The sequence below is a fragment of the Ruminococcus hominis genome (assembly GCF_014287355.1).
In the GTDB taxonomy this organism is placed as follows: Bacteria; Bacillota; Clostridia; order Lachnospirales; family Lachnospiraceae; genus Schaedlerella; species Schaedlerella hominis.
Window position 1 is genome coordinate 1,354,542 of record NZ_JACOPE010000001.1, and the last position, 16,832, is coordinate 1,371,373.

The 16,832-nt window shown below is 37.6% G+C and carries 16 protein-coding genes; 12 read left to right on the forward strand and 4 right to left on the reverse strand.

The genetic code is table 11. The features are described from left to right. Window positions 1–18: 18 nt before the first annotated feature. From H8S40_RS05930 to H8S40_RS05940, 3 genes are read right to left on the reverse strand one after another with little or no spacing between them, the layout of a single operon-like run. Window positions 19–828, reverse strand: coding sequence for a tyrosine-type recombinase/integrase (locus H8S40_RS05930; RefSeq protein ID WP_186864836.1), 810 nt, complete (start codon window positions 826–828; stop codon window positions 19–21). 41 nt (window positions 829–869) lie between these two features. Continuing rightward, window positions 870–1,406, reverse strand: a complete 537-nt coding sequence (locus tag H8S40_RS05935) for a restriction endonuclease subunit S (RefSeq protein WP_186864837.1) — start codon at window positions 1,404–1,406, stop codon at window positions 870–872. Between the two features lie 26 nt (window positions 1,407–1,432). Next, window positions 1,433–2,707, reverse strand: coding sequence for a restriction endonuclease subunit S (locus H8S40_RS05940; RefSeq protein WP_186864838.1), 1,275 nt, complete (start codon window positions 2,705–2,707; stop codon window positions 1,433–1,435). A 777-nt stretch (window positions 2,708–3,484) separates the two neighbouring features. On the opposite strand from H8S40_RS05940, the gene H8S40_RS05945 reads away from it, so the two are divergent. The 9 genes from H8S40_RS05945 to ilvC all read left to right on the forward strand — a co-directional run bounded on the left by H8S40_RS05945 (window position 3,485) and on the right by ilvC (window position 11,751). Next, window positions 3,485–4,012 (forward strand): replication initiator protein A, encoded by a 528-nt coding sequence (locus H8S40_RS05945; RefSeq protein ID WP_186864839.1) that lies wholly within the window; start codon window positions 3,485–3,487, stop codon window positions 4,010–4,012. Continuing rightward, window positions 4,012–4,824, forward strand: coding sequence for an ATP-binding protein (locus H8S40_RS05950; RefSeq protein ID WP_186864840.1), 813 nt, complete (start codon window positions 4,012–4,014; stop codon window positions 4,822–4,824). Before H8S40_RS05945 ends, H8S40_RS05950 begins: the two co-directional genes overlap by 1 nt. Then, window positions 4,821–5,030, forward strand: a complete 210-nt coding sequence (locus H8S40_RS05955) for a MerR family transcriptional regulator (protein WP_186864841.1) — start codon at window positions 4,821–4,823, stop codon at window positions 5,028–5,030. The genes H8S40_RS05950 and H8S40_RS05955 overlap by 4 nt, the downstream gene beginning before the upstream one ends. 358 nt (window positions 5,031–5,388) lie before the next feature. Then, entirely contained in the window at window positions 5,389–5,862 is a 474-nt protein-coding gene (locus H8S40_RS05960; RefSeq protein ID WP_186864842.1) for a low molecular weight protein-tyrosine-phosphatase, read from the forward strand. A 75-nt stretch (window positions 5,863–5,937) separates the two neighbouring features. Continuing rightward, window positions 5,938–7,767, forward strand: a complete 1,830-nt coding sequence (locus H8S40_RS05965) for an ATP-binding cassette domain-containing protein (RefSeq protein ID WP_186864843.1) — start codon at window positions 5,938–5,940, stop codon at window positions 7,765–7,767. A 134-nt stretch (window positions 7,768–7,901) separates the two neighbouring features. Continuing rightward, window positions 7,902–8,825, forward strand: a complete 924-nt coding sequence (locus H8S40_RS05970; RefSeq protein WP_118723771.1) for a nucleotidyltransferase family protein — start codon at window positions 7,902–7,904, stop codon at window positions 8,823–8,825. Window positions 8,826–8,887: 62 nt separating this feature from the next. Beyond that, the gene (gene galE, locus H8S40_RS05975; RefSeq protein ID WP_022076101.1) at window positions 8,888–9,910 is read left to right on the forward strand and encodes a UDP-glucose 4-epimerase GalE; all 1,023 of its coding nucleotides are present in this window, start codon (window positions 8,888–8,890) and stop codon (window positions 9,908–9,910) included. Window positions 9,911–10,108: 198 nt separating this feature from the next. Continuing rightward, on the forward strand, window positions 10,109–10,606 hold the full coding sequence (ilvN, locus tag H8S40_RS05980) for an acetolactate synthase small subunit (protein ID WP_118723770.1): 498 nt from the start codon (window positions 10,109–10,111) through the stop codon (window positions 10,604–10,606). A 125-nt stretch (window positions 10,607–10,731) separates the two neighbouring features. Next, entirely contained in the window at window positions 10,732–11,751 is a 1,020-nt protein-coding gene (gene ilvC / locus H8S40_RS05985) for a ketol-acid reductoisomerase (protein WP_022076103.1), read from the forward strand. 234 nt (window positions 11,752–11,985) lie between these two features. Here the strand turns inward: ilvC and rpsT are convergent, their stop codons facing one another. Continuing rightward, a complete protein-coding gene (rpsT, locus tag H8S40_RS05990; protein WP_117989851.1) occupies window positions 11,986–12,249 on the reverse strand; it encodes a 30S ribosomal protein S20 in 264 nt (87 codons plus the stop codon). Between the two features lie 217 nt (window positions 12,250–12,466). On the opposite strand from rpsT, the gene gpr reads away from it, so the two are divergent. From gpr to H8S40_RS06005, 3 genes are all read left to right on the forward strand, one after another. After that, on the forward strand, window positions 12,467–13,441 hold the full coding sequence (gene gpr, locus H8S40_RS05995) for a GPR endopeptidase (RefSeq protein ID WP_117989852.1): 975 nt from the start codon (window positions 12,467–12,469) through the stop codon (window positions 13,439–13,441). 110 nt (window positions 13,442–13,551) lie between these two features. After that, on the forward strand, window positions 13,552–14,733 hold the full coding sequence (spoIIP, locus tag H8S40_RS06000) for a stage II sporulation protein P (RefSeq protein ID WP_117989853.1): 1,182 nt from the start codon (window positions 13,552–13,554) through the stop codon (window positions 14,731–14,733). 161 nt (window positions 14,734–14,894) lie between these two features. Continuing rightward, window positions 14,895–16,817 (forward strand): DNA gyrase/topoisomerase IV subunit B, encoded by a 1,923-nt coding sequence (locus H8S40_RS06005; protein ID WP_117989920.1) that lies wholly within the window; start codon window positions 14,895–14,897, stop codon window positions 16,815–16,817. Window positions 16,818–16,832: the final 15 nt, after the last annotated feature.

A 16,832-nucleotide genomic window follows, 5' to 3' on the forward strand; every position in this document is an offset into this window, starting at 1 on the left:
GAGTGCATGCCTTTCCCGTTACCAATTTATGATTGTATCTACGATTGCACGCTGTTCAGTGGATGTTTTTCTGAGATAAATACGGGTAGTTTCAATGCTTTCATGTCCCATAAGGTCAGCAAGAAACGCTATATCATTGCAGCGTTCCAAGAAACTTTTTGCAAATCGGTGCCGGAATGAATGTGGATATACCACTGCAGGATTGATATTATATCTCACCGCTAATTTTTTTAGCTGTCCAGAAATGCCACGAGTAGTAATACGCTCGCCATACTTGTTCAAAAAAATGAAGCCACTTTCTTGTTGCTTTTCAGCCAACCAAGAAAGGGCTTCATTTTGCAATTCTTTGGGGATATAAATTCTACGCAACTTTCCGCCTTTGGAGTATAAATCAAGATGTCCCAATTTAACATGTTCAGCTTTGATCTGAATCAATTCACTGACTCTTGCTCCCGTGGCGGCAAGGAAACGAATTACGAAATACCAAAACATTTCATCATCTTTTTTCAGACATGATTTGAAGTATTCATAGTCCGCTTCACTAATTACATTTTCCAGATAACTTTTCTGCTGCACTCGTACAAACGGTAACTTCAATTTTTCTTTCCCAATAGATTCCAGATAACAGTTCAGTGCACGCAGTCTGAGATTTACGGTCTTTGGCTTATAATTTTCTATAAGCCATACCTTGTATTCTCGTAGCTTTTTCTGCGTGATATCATCGTATTGTTGTCCGTACTGTTTAATAGCAAACATATACGATGATATCGTGTTTTCTGAGAGATTGCTTTCTCTCAAGTGTCTTTCAAATTTTTCGTTTTCTATCATGACGAAAGACCTCCTTTCGTCAGATATTATACAATCAAGGATTAAATCAAAGAGATTTTATCAAATAATTCTCTCTGCTTTTCCACGATACGTTTCTGTTCTGCTAACGGTGGAATAGGGAATAACATATTCATAACACTGTTTCGGTCTATTCCAGGGATAACTCCTTGCCCCTTAGACTTTATCTGATTAAAATTTGCTTGTAAGAATAAACGGATATAAAGCATATCAAGTGTTGAAAATTTTTTTATTGCCATAATTTGCCTTGCAATATGTGCTTTTTCAATATCGCAAATCACTGTTTTTCCATATCCAGAACCTTTGCATACCAACAAAATATCACCATAATTTACAATTATTTTAGGCATTTCCGTCCAACGATTTATTAAAACGCCATTTTCCGATAAACTACTGGCTCCTGTAATATATGGAATTCCATTGCATTTATCGTTATATTCTTCAGGCTTAAAATCAGTTCCGGAAAGCAGCGAAATAATCTGTCCTAACCTCGTCCACTCCCAACTTTCCGGAATCTCAAACGGTATTTCATCGTCAATACAACGCTCAATTCCGTCCAACTTCTCATAATGAGAATCATGGTGTGCTACTTTTTGAAATTACATCTGTCCAATAGGACTTCTAATTGCTCAACAATGCGTACCTGTTCATTATATGGAGGTAATGCTACTAAATATTTTTTAATTTCACCCATACCCAAATCAGGAACACCAATGGATTGTCTTGCCTTTATTGAATGGAGTAGTATCTGAGGACTTTCCAAATAATAACGAATATATGGAGCATAAACCAAAAGTGGACGAACAACGCAACATGAGTATGACACTAAGAATTCTCTGTCTATTTCTACCAATCTTGCTTTTCCTAATGCGGCACCAATTCTAGAGTAAATAATATCATGTTTCTTCGGTAAAGCCTTTCTGGACAACCTTTCAAAATCTGCTCTTGAAATATATTTGACATTTTGAGTGTAGTTTATTGTTCCATCATCCAACAAATCTTTTGCAGACAGAAAAAGTACACCTACGTCAGAAGATACAGATTTCGGCATATTGTGATCAATATCTCCAATCAAGCTACATATATTTTTCAGACGAGTCCATGTCCAGTTTTCCGGTATTTCAAAAGGAATTTCATCATCAATGCAAACTTCCTCTGAACCACGCTTTTCATAATGAGAATTATCCCTTCTGAAAATAACGGATTCGTGCTTGTCTTTTTTTATTTTTCCTTCAGCTATTAACTTTTGCTTTTCTGCACGAATACGTTCCAGGAGAACAGATGCTGGTTCATCTGATGGATTCTGTGGAACAAGTTTTCCTTGAACTGCCTCCTGTAAGATAGATTTTTTTATTCTATCAGGGAAAGCATTGTTTAGAGATTCTGTTTCAGAATATGTAGTACTGTAAGTATCAACATAAGGCAATATTTTTTTGAGCCTTTTAATAATACGTTTTTGCTCCTCTTCAGGTGGAACTGGTATAAGTGCTCGATATAGTTTAGCATCATTAATTGCAGGATAGGCAACGCCTTTGGCATTGTCAGTGCTATTTGCGTATGCATCGAAGTCTGGTGACATCAAATAATAAAACAGGAATTTATTGTAAAAACCAGTGTGACAAGTAAGCGCAGCAAAGCCAGTACTAGCAATAGGTTGATGGCTAAAAGTTCGATTAACAATGCACATATTATGCAGATATGGACGCACAGTAGAATAAAGAATATCACCAATAGCAACAATTTTTCTTGCCCTTGATGGTGCTTTATCTGCAGTGATAATAAATTCTTTATCATTAAGTTTTTGATTTTTGTTATCAATAGATCCAATATCTATATAACAAAAATCATCTATCGGTTTCATTTGCCCTCTATTGTAAACAATTTTACCAAGTCTCACCCATTCCCAACTCTCCGGTATCTCAAACGGCACTTCATCCGCAATACATACCGGCTCATTCCTTCCAATCTTCTCATAAGGCAAATTATCAGAAAATAGACATTAAAAACAAATCTGCAATGAAATATAATAAATCCACATTGCTTCCATAAAATCAATTCTACGATAAAGACATACCGTCTAGACAGCTACTTTTTAAGCTCTTACCCAAAAGACATATAATATATAGGCTCAAATGGTGAAAGCGCCCATTTGGGCCTATTATTGTATGAATTCATGTGTTACAACCAGAGCAAGATCCACCCGTGTATTACAGTATTGTTATTTTGACAATTTTGTATTACTTACGAGTAGCAGACTTGATGGGGGTTACGTCCCCATACCCACGTGAAAATATAATTGCTGGCAATTACATTTTAGCAGACACGCAAACGTTTCTGAGTAAGCGTCACAGACAACAAAATAAGGAAATTTTGATAAGGCATTCACCTGGAATGGGTGAGTGTTTTTTTGTTTTTAAGTATTCAATTAACCGAAAAAATAAAAAAATTTTCATCAGGGAGCTGTAAAAATACTTCTCAGCGTTTCGTTTTATGTAAGGGTATTTTGGACAGGAAAAAAATTTTATCAAGAGCCTGTATTTATGCCCTTCATCTTTTGAATATATGTAAGGACATTTTTTGAGCCGGCATAAAAATGTTTTTTACAACACTTAGAAATAGAAACGAGGCGAGAAAAAGAATGAAATATGAATACATGAAGGAGTCAGAGCAGATGATTCAGTACTTCCAGTTTCCGAAGTTTTTGCTAAAGCTTCGAATTTCTCAAAATGCAAAATTTCTTTATATGATTTTGTATGACCGGGCGCGGATATCAAGAAAGAATAGTTGGATAGACAAGTATGGAAATGTTTATCTGATATTTCCAATAGATGAATTGTCTGTTCAAATCGGCAAATGTAAATCTTCTGTAAAAACAGCATTGAAGGAATTAGATGATGAGGGATTATTGGTTCGCAGGTCTGGTGGATTTTCAAAACCAAATCATTTATATGTAAAAATTCCATCTGATGAGATTGGGCTACAGCCGGTTGAGAATAAAGCGGTTGAAAAGATGGCTGTAACAGAGCCGGAAAAGCAACCATCATCTGGCAGTAAAAATGGTTGTGCAGGAGTCGGAAATGTGGCACCTAGTGAAGTAACTGAGAAATATAAAAGAAATAAATATCATGAAGTAAATTATTACTATGAGGAAGGAGAGAGTTTGTGATGAGAGAAGAAGATACTGTATGTGTAGGCATTGATGGTTTGCAATACTGCAAAATCTGTGGGGAAGCGAAAGAAACATTTTTCCCCAAGGGTGGATTTATGGGGATGAAGAAACATTCCAGGCAATGTGCCTGTGACAGAAAAGCATATGAAGAAGAACAAAAATATTTTAAGGACAAAGAGCACCGGGAATTAGTCAGCAGAAATACGAGCATCTGTTTTGACGAGAGCAGAATGGAAGAGTGGACATTTGAGAATGCAGATATGTCAGATACGGTAATGCATAAGGCAAAAAATTATGTTGATAACTGGGAGAAAATGAAAAGAAATCATATCGGGTGTTTGTTCTGGGGACCGGTTGGTACCGGGAAAAGTTATATTGCCGGGTGTATTGCCAATGAACTTTTAAAGCAGGAAGTAACGGTAAAGATGACAAATTTCAATACCATTATCGATGATATATTTCCACTGGCAGACAAAACGGAATATATCAATGCATTGGTTTCCTATCAGCTTTTGATTATTGATGATCTTGGAGTGGAACGAAATTCAGAATATGCGTTAGGAATTATTTTTAGTGTCATAGACCGCAGAATCTGTTCGGGACGCCCTTTGATCATCACAACCAATCTTCCGCTGAAAGAAATAAAAAGTGAGACCATGTTGGATAAAAGGCGTATCTATGACCGTATTTTAGAAATGTGTACACCAATGTATGTTGGAGGCACAAGTAAACGAGAAGTAATTGCAAGTATGAAAATGGAGAAAGCGAAAACGTTGTTGAATACCAACAGAGAGGAGGAATGCGAATGAATCATACAGAAAAAACAATACCTGTTTGGAAGAAATATTCTTTAAATGTTTCCGAAGCAGCAGAATATTACGGAATTGGCGAAAAGAGATTAAGACAGATCGCAGGTGAAAGTGAAGGAGCAGATTTTATTTTGAAAGTAGGTTCTCATATCCGATTCAAAAGGAAATTGTTTGAAGATTATCTAGATACAGCCAGTACAGTTTAAGTAACAGAATAGAAGAAATAGTAATGAAAATAATGTTCATTTTGTCTTAGCGAAGGGAAGGTCTTGTGGTATAATGAAGAAATTGAGACGGTCTTCCAAGTTAAATGAACATTTGATGAAGGAGACGAAATATTATGAGTGAAAAAAGGAGAAATCATAGGTTGTATATTACACAATGGAGAAATTTTTAAATTGAAAATAGCAAGGTGTAAAATGGAAAAACATACACCTTATTTTACACCTTTTGCTGACGATATTATGCGAAAATAAACCAGGTTATGCCAGAAAGCAAAAATTCACAGAGGCTTACAAAGCCAGAAATATCAAGAAAAACTAAGAAATGCGAGGTTATGCAACAATGATAAAAATACTATTTGTTTGCCACGGCAATATCTGCCGTTCCACTATGGCAGAATATGTTATGAAAGATTTAGTTAAAAAATTCGGTCTGGAGGATTCGTTTTACATTGATTCCGCAGCTACCAGTCGGGAGGAAATCGGCAATCAGGTTCATCATGGAACACGCCGAAAATTACAAAAAATGGGAATCCCTTGTGGAGATCACAGGGCACGTCAGATGAAAAAATCAGAATATGATGAATTTGATTATATCATCGGAATGGATCGTGAGAATAGAAGAAATATGATGCGGATTTTAGGAGAAGATCCAGAGAACAAGGTTCAGTTGCTTTTGGATTTTACAGATTCTCCGAGAAGTATTGCGGATCCATGGTATACAGGTAATTTTGACATTACTTACGATGATATAAAAGAAGGATGCGAAGCCCTTTTGCAATATATTACAGAACATGATATGATAAGTGAGCGTTAGCAGAATAGAATGGAAAAGAATACATAACTTTTCATAACTGTTGACGTAAAAGAAACTTAAGCAAGAGGATTTTAAATGAATGTTTTAAATATTGAACATGTTAGTAAATTATATGGAGAGAAAAAGATTTTTGATGATGTTTCTTATGGAATTCACGAAGGCGATAAGATTGGAATTATTGGAATCAATGGAACCGGAAAGACAACATTATTAAAAATTATTGCGGGGTTGGAAGAACCAGATGAGGGACAGGTAATCCGCCAGAATGGATTGCGTGTAACATATCTTCCGCAGAACCCGGAATTTCCAGATGGAGCAACGGTACTGTCTTATGTCGCTGATGGGAAACTGAGTCAGGATTGGGCAACGGAAAGTGAAGCTAAGACAGTGTTGAATAATTTGGGGATTACAGAACATGATGCTTTGATTGAGCATTTGTCGGGAGGACAGAAAAAACGTGTTGCACTTGCGCGAACGTTAGTGAATCCGGCAGATGTACTGATTTTGGACGAGCCTACGAACCATATTGATAATGAGATGGCTATATGGCTGGAGGATTATTTGAACCGATTCCGTGGTGTTGTAATTATGGTTACACATGATCGTTATTTTCTGGATCGTGTAACGAACAAGATTTTGGAGATTAGTCATGGTAAGCTTTATTCTTATGTGGCGAATTATTCAAAGTTTTTGGAGATGAAGGCGCAACGCGAGGAGATGGAACTGGCAACGGAGCGAAAACGACAGAGTGTACTTCGTATGGAATTGGAGTGGGCAAAAAGAGGGTGTCGTGCACGTTCAACAAAGCAGAGAGCCAGATTGGAAAGATTGGAAGCTTTAAAGGCCGGGAAAGCACCTGTTACAGATCAGAATGTAGAGCTTGATTCAATTGGAACGCGAATGGGGAAAAAGACGATCGAGCTGCACCATGTAAGTAAGAGTTATGGAGAGAAGAGGGTAATCGACGATTTTGATTATATTGTGTTAAAGAATCAGTGTTTAGGAATTATCGGACCGAATGGGTGTGGAAAGTCTACATTGATGAAGATTATCACAGGAGTGATTCAGCCGGATGAAGGTGAAGTTGAAATCGGAGATACAATTAAAATCGGTTATTTCGCGCAGGAAGTCACAGATATGGATGGCAAACAGAGAGTGATTGATTACATTAAAGATGTGGCCGAGTATGTACCGACAAAGGAAGGGCGAATTACGGCTTCGCAGATGCTGGAGCGATTTTTGTTTGATGGGGCAATGCAATATACTCCGATTGAAAAATTGTCTGGTGGAGAGAAGCGAAGATTGTATTTATGCAAGGTTTTGATGGAATCTCCGAATGTATTGATTCTCGATGAGCCGACAAATGATTTGGATATTCCAACGTTGACTATTTTGGAAGATTATTTGGATTCATTTTCTGGAATTATTATTACGGTATCCCATGATCGATATTTTTTGGATAATGTAGTTGAGCGAATTTTTGCATTTGAAGGAAATGGTAAATTAAAACAGTATGAAGGTGCATATACGGATTATCTGGAAACAAGGCAGAGAATGGGAATGGGAGAAACCGGAAGTAATCCGGGAAGTGGTTCCGGAAAAGCGATAAATACGCCGGAAGAAAAGAAAAGTAACGCGAAAGAATGGAAACAGAATCAACCGGTGAAATTAAAGTTTAGTTTCAAAGAACAACGAGAATATGATATGATAGATGACGAGATTGCTGAACTGGAAGAAAAAATTGGGAATCTGGATGCAGCAATTATGGAGAATGCGACGAATTCTGCAAAACTTTCAGAATTGATGGGAGAAAAATCGGAGGCGGAAGCACAGCTTGAAGAAAAAATGGATCGCTGGGTGTATTTGAATGATTTGGCTGAAAAGATTGAAGCGCAGAAAAAATAGCATTTTTGTTACAAAAGATATAGACAGCGTGCAACAAAATTACATAAATTTAACGTATTATGCACGTTTCGTTTATTGATTTGAAAATATAGTCGAAGTATACTGATTACGATGAAGGATGGAGGAAGATAACAATGAAGAAACCTGTATTAGTAATTATGGCAGCAGGTATGGGCAGCAGATATGGTGGATTAAAACAGATTGATCCGGTAGATAATGAAGGACATATTATTATGGATTTTTCCATTTATGATGCAAAGCGTGCCGGATTTGAAAAAGTAGTATTCATCATCAAGAAAGCAATTGAGAAGGAATTTAAAGCGGGAATTGGAGACAGAATCAGCCAGTATATGGATGTCGAGTATGTATATCAGGAACTGGATACACTGCCGGAAGGATTTGAAGTTCCGGAGGGACGCGTAAAACCATTTGGTACAGGACATGCAATTTTAAGCTGTAAAGATGTAGTAGATGGACCATTTGCAGTAATTAATGCAGATGATTATTATGGAGTACATGCATTCCAGGAGATTTATAATTATCTGACTGAAAACGAAGATGATGAGAAGTATCATTATGCAATGGTAGGCTACATTTTGTCTAATACATTGACAGAGAATGGATATGTTTCCAGAGGAATCTGTGAGATGGATAAGGATGCATTTCTGACAGGAATCACAGAACGTACACACATAGAGCAGCGTGATATGGGCGTACAGTTTACAGAGGATGATGGGCAGACATGGGAAGATATTGCGGCAGATAGTATTGTGTCTATGAACATGTTTGGATTTACAGCAAGTATGTTAAAAGAACTGGAATGTCGTTTCCCAGAGTTTTTGGAAAAAGGATTGGAAGAAAATCCTATGAAATGTGAGTATTTCCTTCCATCTGTAGTAAGTGATCTGATCGAGGAAGATAAAGCAGATGTTAAAGTCCTGCGTTCAGAAGACAGATGGTACGGAATTACATATAAAGAGGACAAAGAAGCTGTTGTTTCAGCGGTCCAGAAGTTAAAGGATACAGGTGTTTATCCACAACATTTGTGGGAAGCATAAGCATGAATCCTAATTAAAGATTTTATGTTTGACAGCATTGTAAAAGAAAGGATGAAAAGATTATGGCAATTTTAGTAGCAGGTGGAGCAGGATATATTGGAAGCCATACTTGTGTGGAACTTCTGAATAGAGGATATGAAGTTGTTGTTATTGACAATTTGTATAATTCAAGTGAAGTGGCATTAGAGAGAGTACAGGAGATTACAGGAAAATCTTTGAAGTTTTATGAGGGGGATGTCCTTAATCGAGAAGATCTTGATCCTATCTTTGAAAATGAAAATATTGAAGCGGTGATTAATTTCGCCGGATTAAAAGCTGTTGGTGAGTCTGTTCAGAAACCTTGGGAGTATTACCACAACAATATTACAGGTACACTGATTTTGACAGATGTGATGAGAAAACATGGATGTAAAAATATTATTTTCAGTTCTTCCGCAACAGTATACGGAGACCCTGCGGAGATTCCGATTACAGAAAATTGTCCAAAGGGAGAGATTACGAATCCATATGGAAGAACAAAAGGAATGTTAGAGCAGATTTTAACAGATTTATATGTTGGAGATCCAGAATGGAATGTGATGCTGCTTCGTTATTTCAATCCAATCGGAGCACATGAATCAGGAAGAATTGGTGAGGATCCAAAGGGTATTCCGAACAATTTGGTGCCATATATTGCGCAGGTTGCAGTAGGTAAGTTGAAATGTCTTGGTGTATTTGGTGATGATTATGATACACCGGATGGAACAGGCGTACGTGATTATATTCATGTAGTTGATCTTGCGGTTGGCCATGTGAAAGCAATTGAAAAGATGAAAGGACAGACAGGAGTTCATATCTATAATCTTGGAACAGGTGTTGGATATAGTGTTCTGGATGTTGTGAAAGCGTATGAAAAGGCTTGTGGAAAGAAAATTCCATACGAGATTAAACCTAGAAGAGCCGGAGATATTGCAACATGTTATTGTGATGCAACAAAAGCAAAGGAAGAGCTTGGCTGGGTAGCAGAGCGTGGTATTGAAGAGATGTGTGCAGATTCATGGAGATGGCAGTCACACAATCCGAATGGATACAGAGACGAAGAGTAATAGGTAGTTAAAAACTATGAGTGGTTGTCAACGAAAGTTGGCAGCCACTTTTTCTATTGGGATGTGTACGAAAAAACTTTTGAGAAATAATGTAGAAAGTGTTGACAAAAACAAGTATAGTTGCTATTATAAAAAAACAGAACGCACTCTGTTTTATAAATAAAACAAAATAGCGTTTGTGGGAAAGTGGGAGATACTATGAGAAGACAAGTATATTCTTTACTCGTTGATAACAATCCGGGTGTTTTAAGTAGGATTGCAGGATTGTTCAGTAGACGAGGCTACAGTATTGACAGTATCACAGCAGGTAGAACTGCAGATTCAAGATTTACCAGAATTACGGTAGTAACATCGGGTGATGAATTGATTTTGGAACAGATTGAAAAGCAGCTTCGTAAACTTGTAGATGTGAGAAGTATTAAGAAATTACAGGATGAAGATTCTGTGTATCGTGAATTGATGCTGGTTAAGATTAGAGCAAATTCAAAACAGAGAAGTGAAGTTGTTTCTGTTGCAGATATCTTCCGTGCGAAGATTGTTGACGTAGAGCAGGATTCACTTATGATTGAGCTTACTGGAAATCAGTCAAAATTGGAAGCATTTTTAAATTTGCTGGATGGTTATGAGATTTTAGAGCTTGCAAGAACCGGAATCACAGGATTGTCAAGAGGAAGCAAAGATATTACATATTTATAATCCTTATAGAATATCGAAGTAGGGATTGCAGTAATTTTTAATTTAGAAGCTAGAGGTTTAAAAGCCTTTAACTAGATACAAATCAGTCGGGATAATCCGACATGAAATTTTAGGAGGAATGGCAAATGGCAGCAAAAATTTATTATCAGGAAGACTGTAACCTTTCAATGTTAGAGGGAAAAACAATTGCAATTATTGGATATGGTAGCCAGGGACATGCACATGCATTGAACCTGAAAGATTCTGGATGCAATGTTATTATCGGTCTGTATGAAGGAAGCAAATCTTGGAAGAAAGCTGAAGAGCAGGGATTTAAAGTATATACAGCAGCAGAAGCAGCTAAGAGAGCTGATATTATTATGATTCTGATCAATGATGAGAAACAGGCTGCACTTTATAAAAAAGATATCGCACCAAATCTGGAAGAGGGAAATATGTTAATGTTCGCTCATGGATTTAATATCCATTTCAATCAGATTATACCACCGGCAAATGTTGATGTTACAATGATTGCCCCTAAAGGACCAGGACACACAGTAAGAAGTGAGTATCAGGTAGGTAAGGGAGTTCCTTGTCTGGTAGCTGTTGAACAGGATGCTACAGGTAAAGCTCTTGATATTGCACTTGCATATGCAGCAGGAATCGGTGGAGCAAGAGCCGGAGTTCTTGAGACAACATTCAGAACAGAGACAGAGACAGACTTGTTTGGTGAGCAGGCAGTACTTTGCGGTGGTGTTTGTGCATTAATGCAGGCAGGTTTTGAAACATTATGCGAAGCTGGATACGATCCAAGAAATGCTTACTTTGAGTGTATTCACGAGATGAAACTGATCGTTGATTTGATTTATCAGTCAGGATTTGAAGGAATGAGATATTCTATTTCAAATACAGCTGAGTATGGTGATTATATTACAGGACCAAAGATCATTACAGAAGATACAAAGAAAGCAATGAAAAAGATCCTTACAGATATTCAGGATGGTACATTTGCAAAAGACTTCCTGTTAGATATGTCAGAAGCAGGCGGACAGGCTCATTTCAAAGCCATGAGAAAACTGGCAGCAGAACATCCATCAGAGAAGGTTGGAGCTGAGATTAGAAAACTCTATAGCTGGAGTGATGAGGATAAACTGATCAATAACTAATTAGAAAATCAGGAAAAGATAAGATTAGATAAAAGGCATTGTTCTACAACAATAATAGTTGTAGGGCAGTGCTTTTTTATATATTAGGAAAGTGCTTTCCTAATATATAAAAATCGCTCCGCTAAGGATGCACACTGTGGTGTACAATGTAGGTGTTGCAAGCGACCGTCACAAGCGCAATAAAAAACATCCGCCATGACGGTAGCGGATGTTTTAAAATCGTCTATATATTAATTAAGCAATGCTGTTTACAGATTTTGAAAGACGAGCAATCTTTCTTGAAACTGTATTTTTGTGGTATACACCTTTGCTTCCAGCTTTTGTGATTTCAACGATAGCAGCTTTGAGAGCTGTCTTAGCAGCCTCAACGTCTTTCTGTGCAACTGCAGCGTCTACTTTCTTAATAGCAGTTTTAACTTTAGATTTGATTGCTTTGTTTCTAGCAGCTTTAGTTTCGTTAACTAAAATTCTTTTTTTAGCAGATTTAATGTTAGCCAATCTGAGCACCTCCAAATAATAATAAATTTTCAAATGTAATAATATCTCAAGCGGATGATAAATCACCACTTTACTTGTCCACATTAGACTCGGACACGGACGTTCTAATGGAACATACTCGTTTATTTTATGCTAATAGGAAGAACTTGTCAATACATAATTTGAAAAATAATGTAAAAAATACAAGTAGAAAAAAGGAAAAGAGGAAAAATTGACGATGTTAGAAAAATATAATGTGAGAACCGATCTTGCGTTGGAAGAAAAAGAACGCTTTGAATCAGATCAGGTTGAAATTCCGGGAGTGATTTTAGAGGAAGAGTATGAAGACGAACTGGAGATTCAGATTACAAAGGTAAAAATCGAAACGGAAAACGGAGCTAAAAGCATGGGAAAACCAGTAGGAGTATATTTGACGATTGAAGCACCTAATATGGCAATGTCAGATGAAGATTATCACAGAGAAATTTCCGAAAAGCTTGCAAGAAAAATTGGGGAGATAATACATTTGCAGGAGAAAGAAATTTGCTCCGTTTTAGTTGTAGGACTAGGCAATCGTCAGGTGACGCCGGATGCACTTGGCCCGTATGTTGTAGATAATTTAAGAGTGACGAGGCATATTATGAAAGAGTATGGGAAATATGCAATGGAAATGGAAGAAAATGGAATTGTCAGCGCGATTGTGCCGGGGGTGATGGGACAGACGGGGATGGAAACGCTTGAGATTATAAAAGGCATTGTGTCAGAGACAAAACCAGATATGGTTATTGCGATTGATGCATTGGCTGCACGAAATTCAAAACGATTAAATCGAACGATTCAGATTGCAGATACGGGAATTCATCCGGGTTCAGGAGTAGGAAATCATAGGAGTGGTCTTACAAAAGAGACACTGGGTATTCCGGTAATCGGAATTGGAGTTCCGACAGTTGTAGATGCAGCGACGATTGTTAATGATACTATGGAAAACCTAATTAGTGCGCTGGAAACATCGGAGGTGTTAAAAGGAGTCGGAAATGTATTGCGAAGCTATAATAATAGTGAAAAATATGAGCTGATTAAAGAGTTGATATCACCACATTTAAATGGAATGTTTGTCACACCAAAAAATGAAGATGAGCTTGTAAAACAAATCAGCTATACTTTATCTGAATCGTTAAATATGCTTTTTACAGAAATGAAAACGAATAATTAAAAAAGTTATTTCATATATAAATATAACGGAAATATTGTGTGAATATGTCTAAGTATAAATGTCTGTCATTTAGATGCTGTTTAATATAGAAAGGAAAGGTCGTGGAAAATATGAAGATACCAAGGTGGGGGACAAAGGCGGCAGGTATTGTTGTGTTGACGTTGGTATTTTCATATGCTTGCGGAGGTATGAAACCGGGAGTAGCGATGATAAAATATCAATTCGATGAAATGTTGATACAACATCTTGGGACTATGTTTTTGCCATCCATTGTATTTGCAAGTGAACTGTCAGGAAAAAATGCTGCAAAACAATGGGTGCTTAAGAGTACGATGGGGTGGTTTCCGTTCATTGGGTATGTTACCGAACAAGGAGAATATAAGCAGGTGATGGAGGATGAAGATACAATTGCGAAGATTCTGGAGTGCCAGGCGAATGACGAAAATCATGTTGATGAAAAAGGAAGCCTGGTAACAAATGAAATTCAAGAGGAAGAAGTTGTGCCTGCACAGAGTCAACCGGTTCTTGATTTGTCGATAGAAAGATTAAGAGATTTTGATTATCTACTGAGTAATTTCTATATTGTAGACAGTTCAACAATGATTGGACCGGAGCAATTGAATGCGGACACATTGCTTAGTGAGAATATGAAAATAGATCAGAGCAGTCAAGGACCGAAAATTTTGATTTTTCATACGCATTCGCAAGAAACATTTGCAGACTCTATACCAGGAGATCCAGGCACCAGTATTGTAGGAATTGGAGAGTATCTGACACAGCTTTTAAATGCGAAAGGGATAGAGACAATCCATGACACAGGGGTTTATGATATTATCAATGGAAAACTAGATAGAAGTAATGCCTATGAAAATGCAGAGGCCTCTGTCAGACCAATACTGGAGGCGAATCCTTCCGTTGAAGTAGCAATAGATCTACATAGGGATGGAGTGGCAGAAGAGACACATCTTGTGACAGATATTGGAGGGAAGCAGACGGCGAAAATTATGTTTTTTAATGGACTTAGCCGAACCAGGACAAATGGTGATATTGAATATTTATATAATCCTTACATACAGGATAATTTGGCGTTTTCGCTTCAAATGCAGCTTGCCTGTGAACGGATGTATCCAGGATTTGCGAGACATATTTATTTGAGAGGGTATCGCTATAATTTACATTTACTTCCAAAATCTTTACTGATTGAGGCAGGGGCTCAAACCAATACAGTAGAAGAAATGAAAAATGCGATGGAGGTACTTGCTGTGACCCTGCAGAATGTACTGACAGGATAAAAATAGAAAAAGAACATATGTTTGTAAAATGGAGAAAAAGATATTGAAAAGTAATTGAGATTCGTGATAATATAAAGAAGTATGCCATGAGGCAGTCTGTGTCTGATGGAATAAGATCAAATTTCTGGAAAGATACAGGAAGCAAGAGAAGGAGAGAGGATATGGCGAATAAAAATACATATGATGCAGATAGTATTGCGGTATTGGAAGGGCTGGAGGCGGTTCGTAAAAGACCGGGTATGTATATAGGAAGTGTATCTACAAAAGGATTGAACCATTTGATTTATGAAATTGTAGACAATGCAGTGGATGAACATCTTGCCGGATACTGTTCTGAGATTCGTGTGACATTGGAGAAGGATGGTTCCGCTACGGTTGAAGACAATGGACGAGGCGTACCGGTGGGGATGCATCAAAAGGGAGTCTCAGCAGCGAGACTTGTATACACAACATTGCATGCAGGAGGAAAGTTTGACGATTCGGCGTATAAAACAAGCGGAGGTCTTCATGGGGTTGGATCTTCAGTCGTGAATGCATTGTCGACACATATGGATGTGTGGATTAGTAGAGAAGGGGCAATCCACCATGATGCATATGAGAGAGGTATTCCTACAATTGAATTGGAGAGTGGATTACTTCCGGTTGTCGGAAAGACAAGAAAAACCGGAACTAAGGTGAATTTTTTGCCGGATGATACAATCTTTGAAAAGACGAAATTTCGTGCAGAAGAAGTAAAGAGTCGTATGCATGAGACAGCCTATCTGAACCCGAATCTTACAATTGTCTTTGATGATAAACGTCCGGGAAGCGAAGAACACGTTGAATATCACGAACCAGATGGAATTATAGGTTTTATCCGTGATTTGAATAAAAAGAAAGAAGTACTTCATGATCCGATTTATTTCAAAGGAGAAGCGGATGGAATTGAAGTGGAGGCTGTTATTCAATACGTAAATGAGTTCCATGAAAATGTACTTGGATTTTGTAATAATATTTATAATTCGGAAGGTGGTACACATCTGACTGGATTTAAAACAACTTTTACAACAGTGATGAATCAGTACGCACGTGAACTTGGAATATTGAAAGAAAAGGATGCGAACTTTACAGGAGCAGATATTCGTAATGGTATGACTGCAATTGTATCGATCAAGCATCCGGACCCGCGTTTCGAGGGACAGACAAAGACGAAACTTGATAATCCAGATGCAGCAAAAGCAACTGGCAAAGTGACTGGAGATGAGATTGTTCTGTATTTCGACCGTAACCTGGAAACATTAAAGACAGTGTTGTCCAGTGCAGAAAAGGCAGCGAAGATTCGTAAGACAGAAGAAAAAGCAAAGACAAATCTTTTGACAAAACAGAAGTATTCATTTGACAGTAATGGAAAACTGGCGAATTGCGAGAGTCGTGATCCGAAGAAATGTGAAATATTTATTGTTGAGGGAGATTCGGCAGGTGGTTCAGCAAAGACTGCCAGAAACAGAAATTATCAGGCAATCCTGCCAATCCGCGGTAAGATATTAAATGTCGAAAAGGCAAGCATTGATAAAGTGCTGGCTAATGCAGAGATAAAAACAATGATCAATGCATTTGGATGTGGATTTTCAGAAGGATACGGCAATGATTTTGATATTACTAAATTGCGATACGACAAGATTATTATTATGGCCGATGCCGATGTAGATGGAGCGCATATTTCTACATTATTATTAACACTGTTTTATCGCTTTATGCCAGAATTGATTTATGAAGGACATGTGTATATTGCGATGCCGCCACTTTATAAGGCAATGCCGAAGAAGGGGGAGGAAGAGTATTTATATGATGATGCAGCCCTTGAACGTTATCGGAAAACTCATGAGGGTGGATTTACATTGCAGCGATATAAAGGTCTTGGAGAGATGGATGCCCAGCAGCTTTGGGAGACAACATTGGATCCGGAAACAAGACTTTTGAAATTAGTAGAAATTGAAGATGCACGTATGGCATCCAGTGTTACAGAGATGTTGATGGGGACAGAAGTGCCACCACGCAGGGCATTTATTTATGAAAATGCAACGGAAGCCGAACTGGATATCTAAGATGCCTGGAAGGAG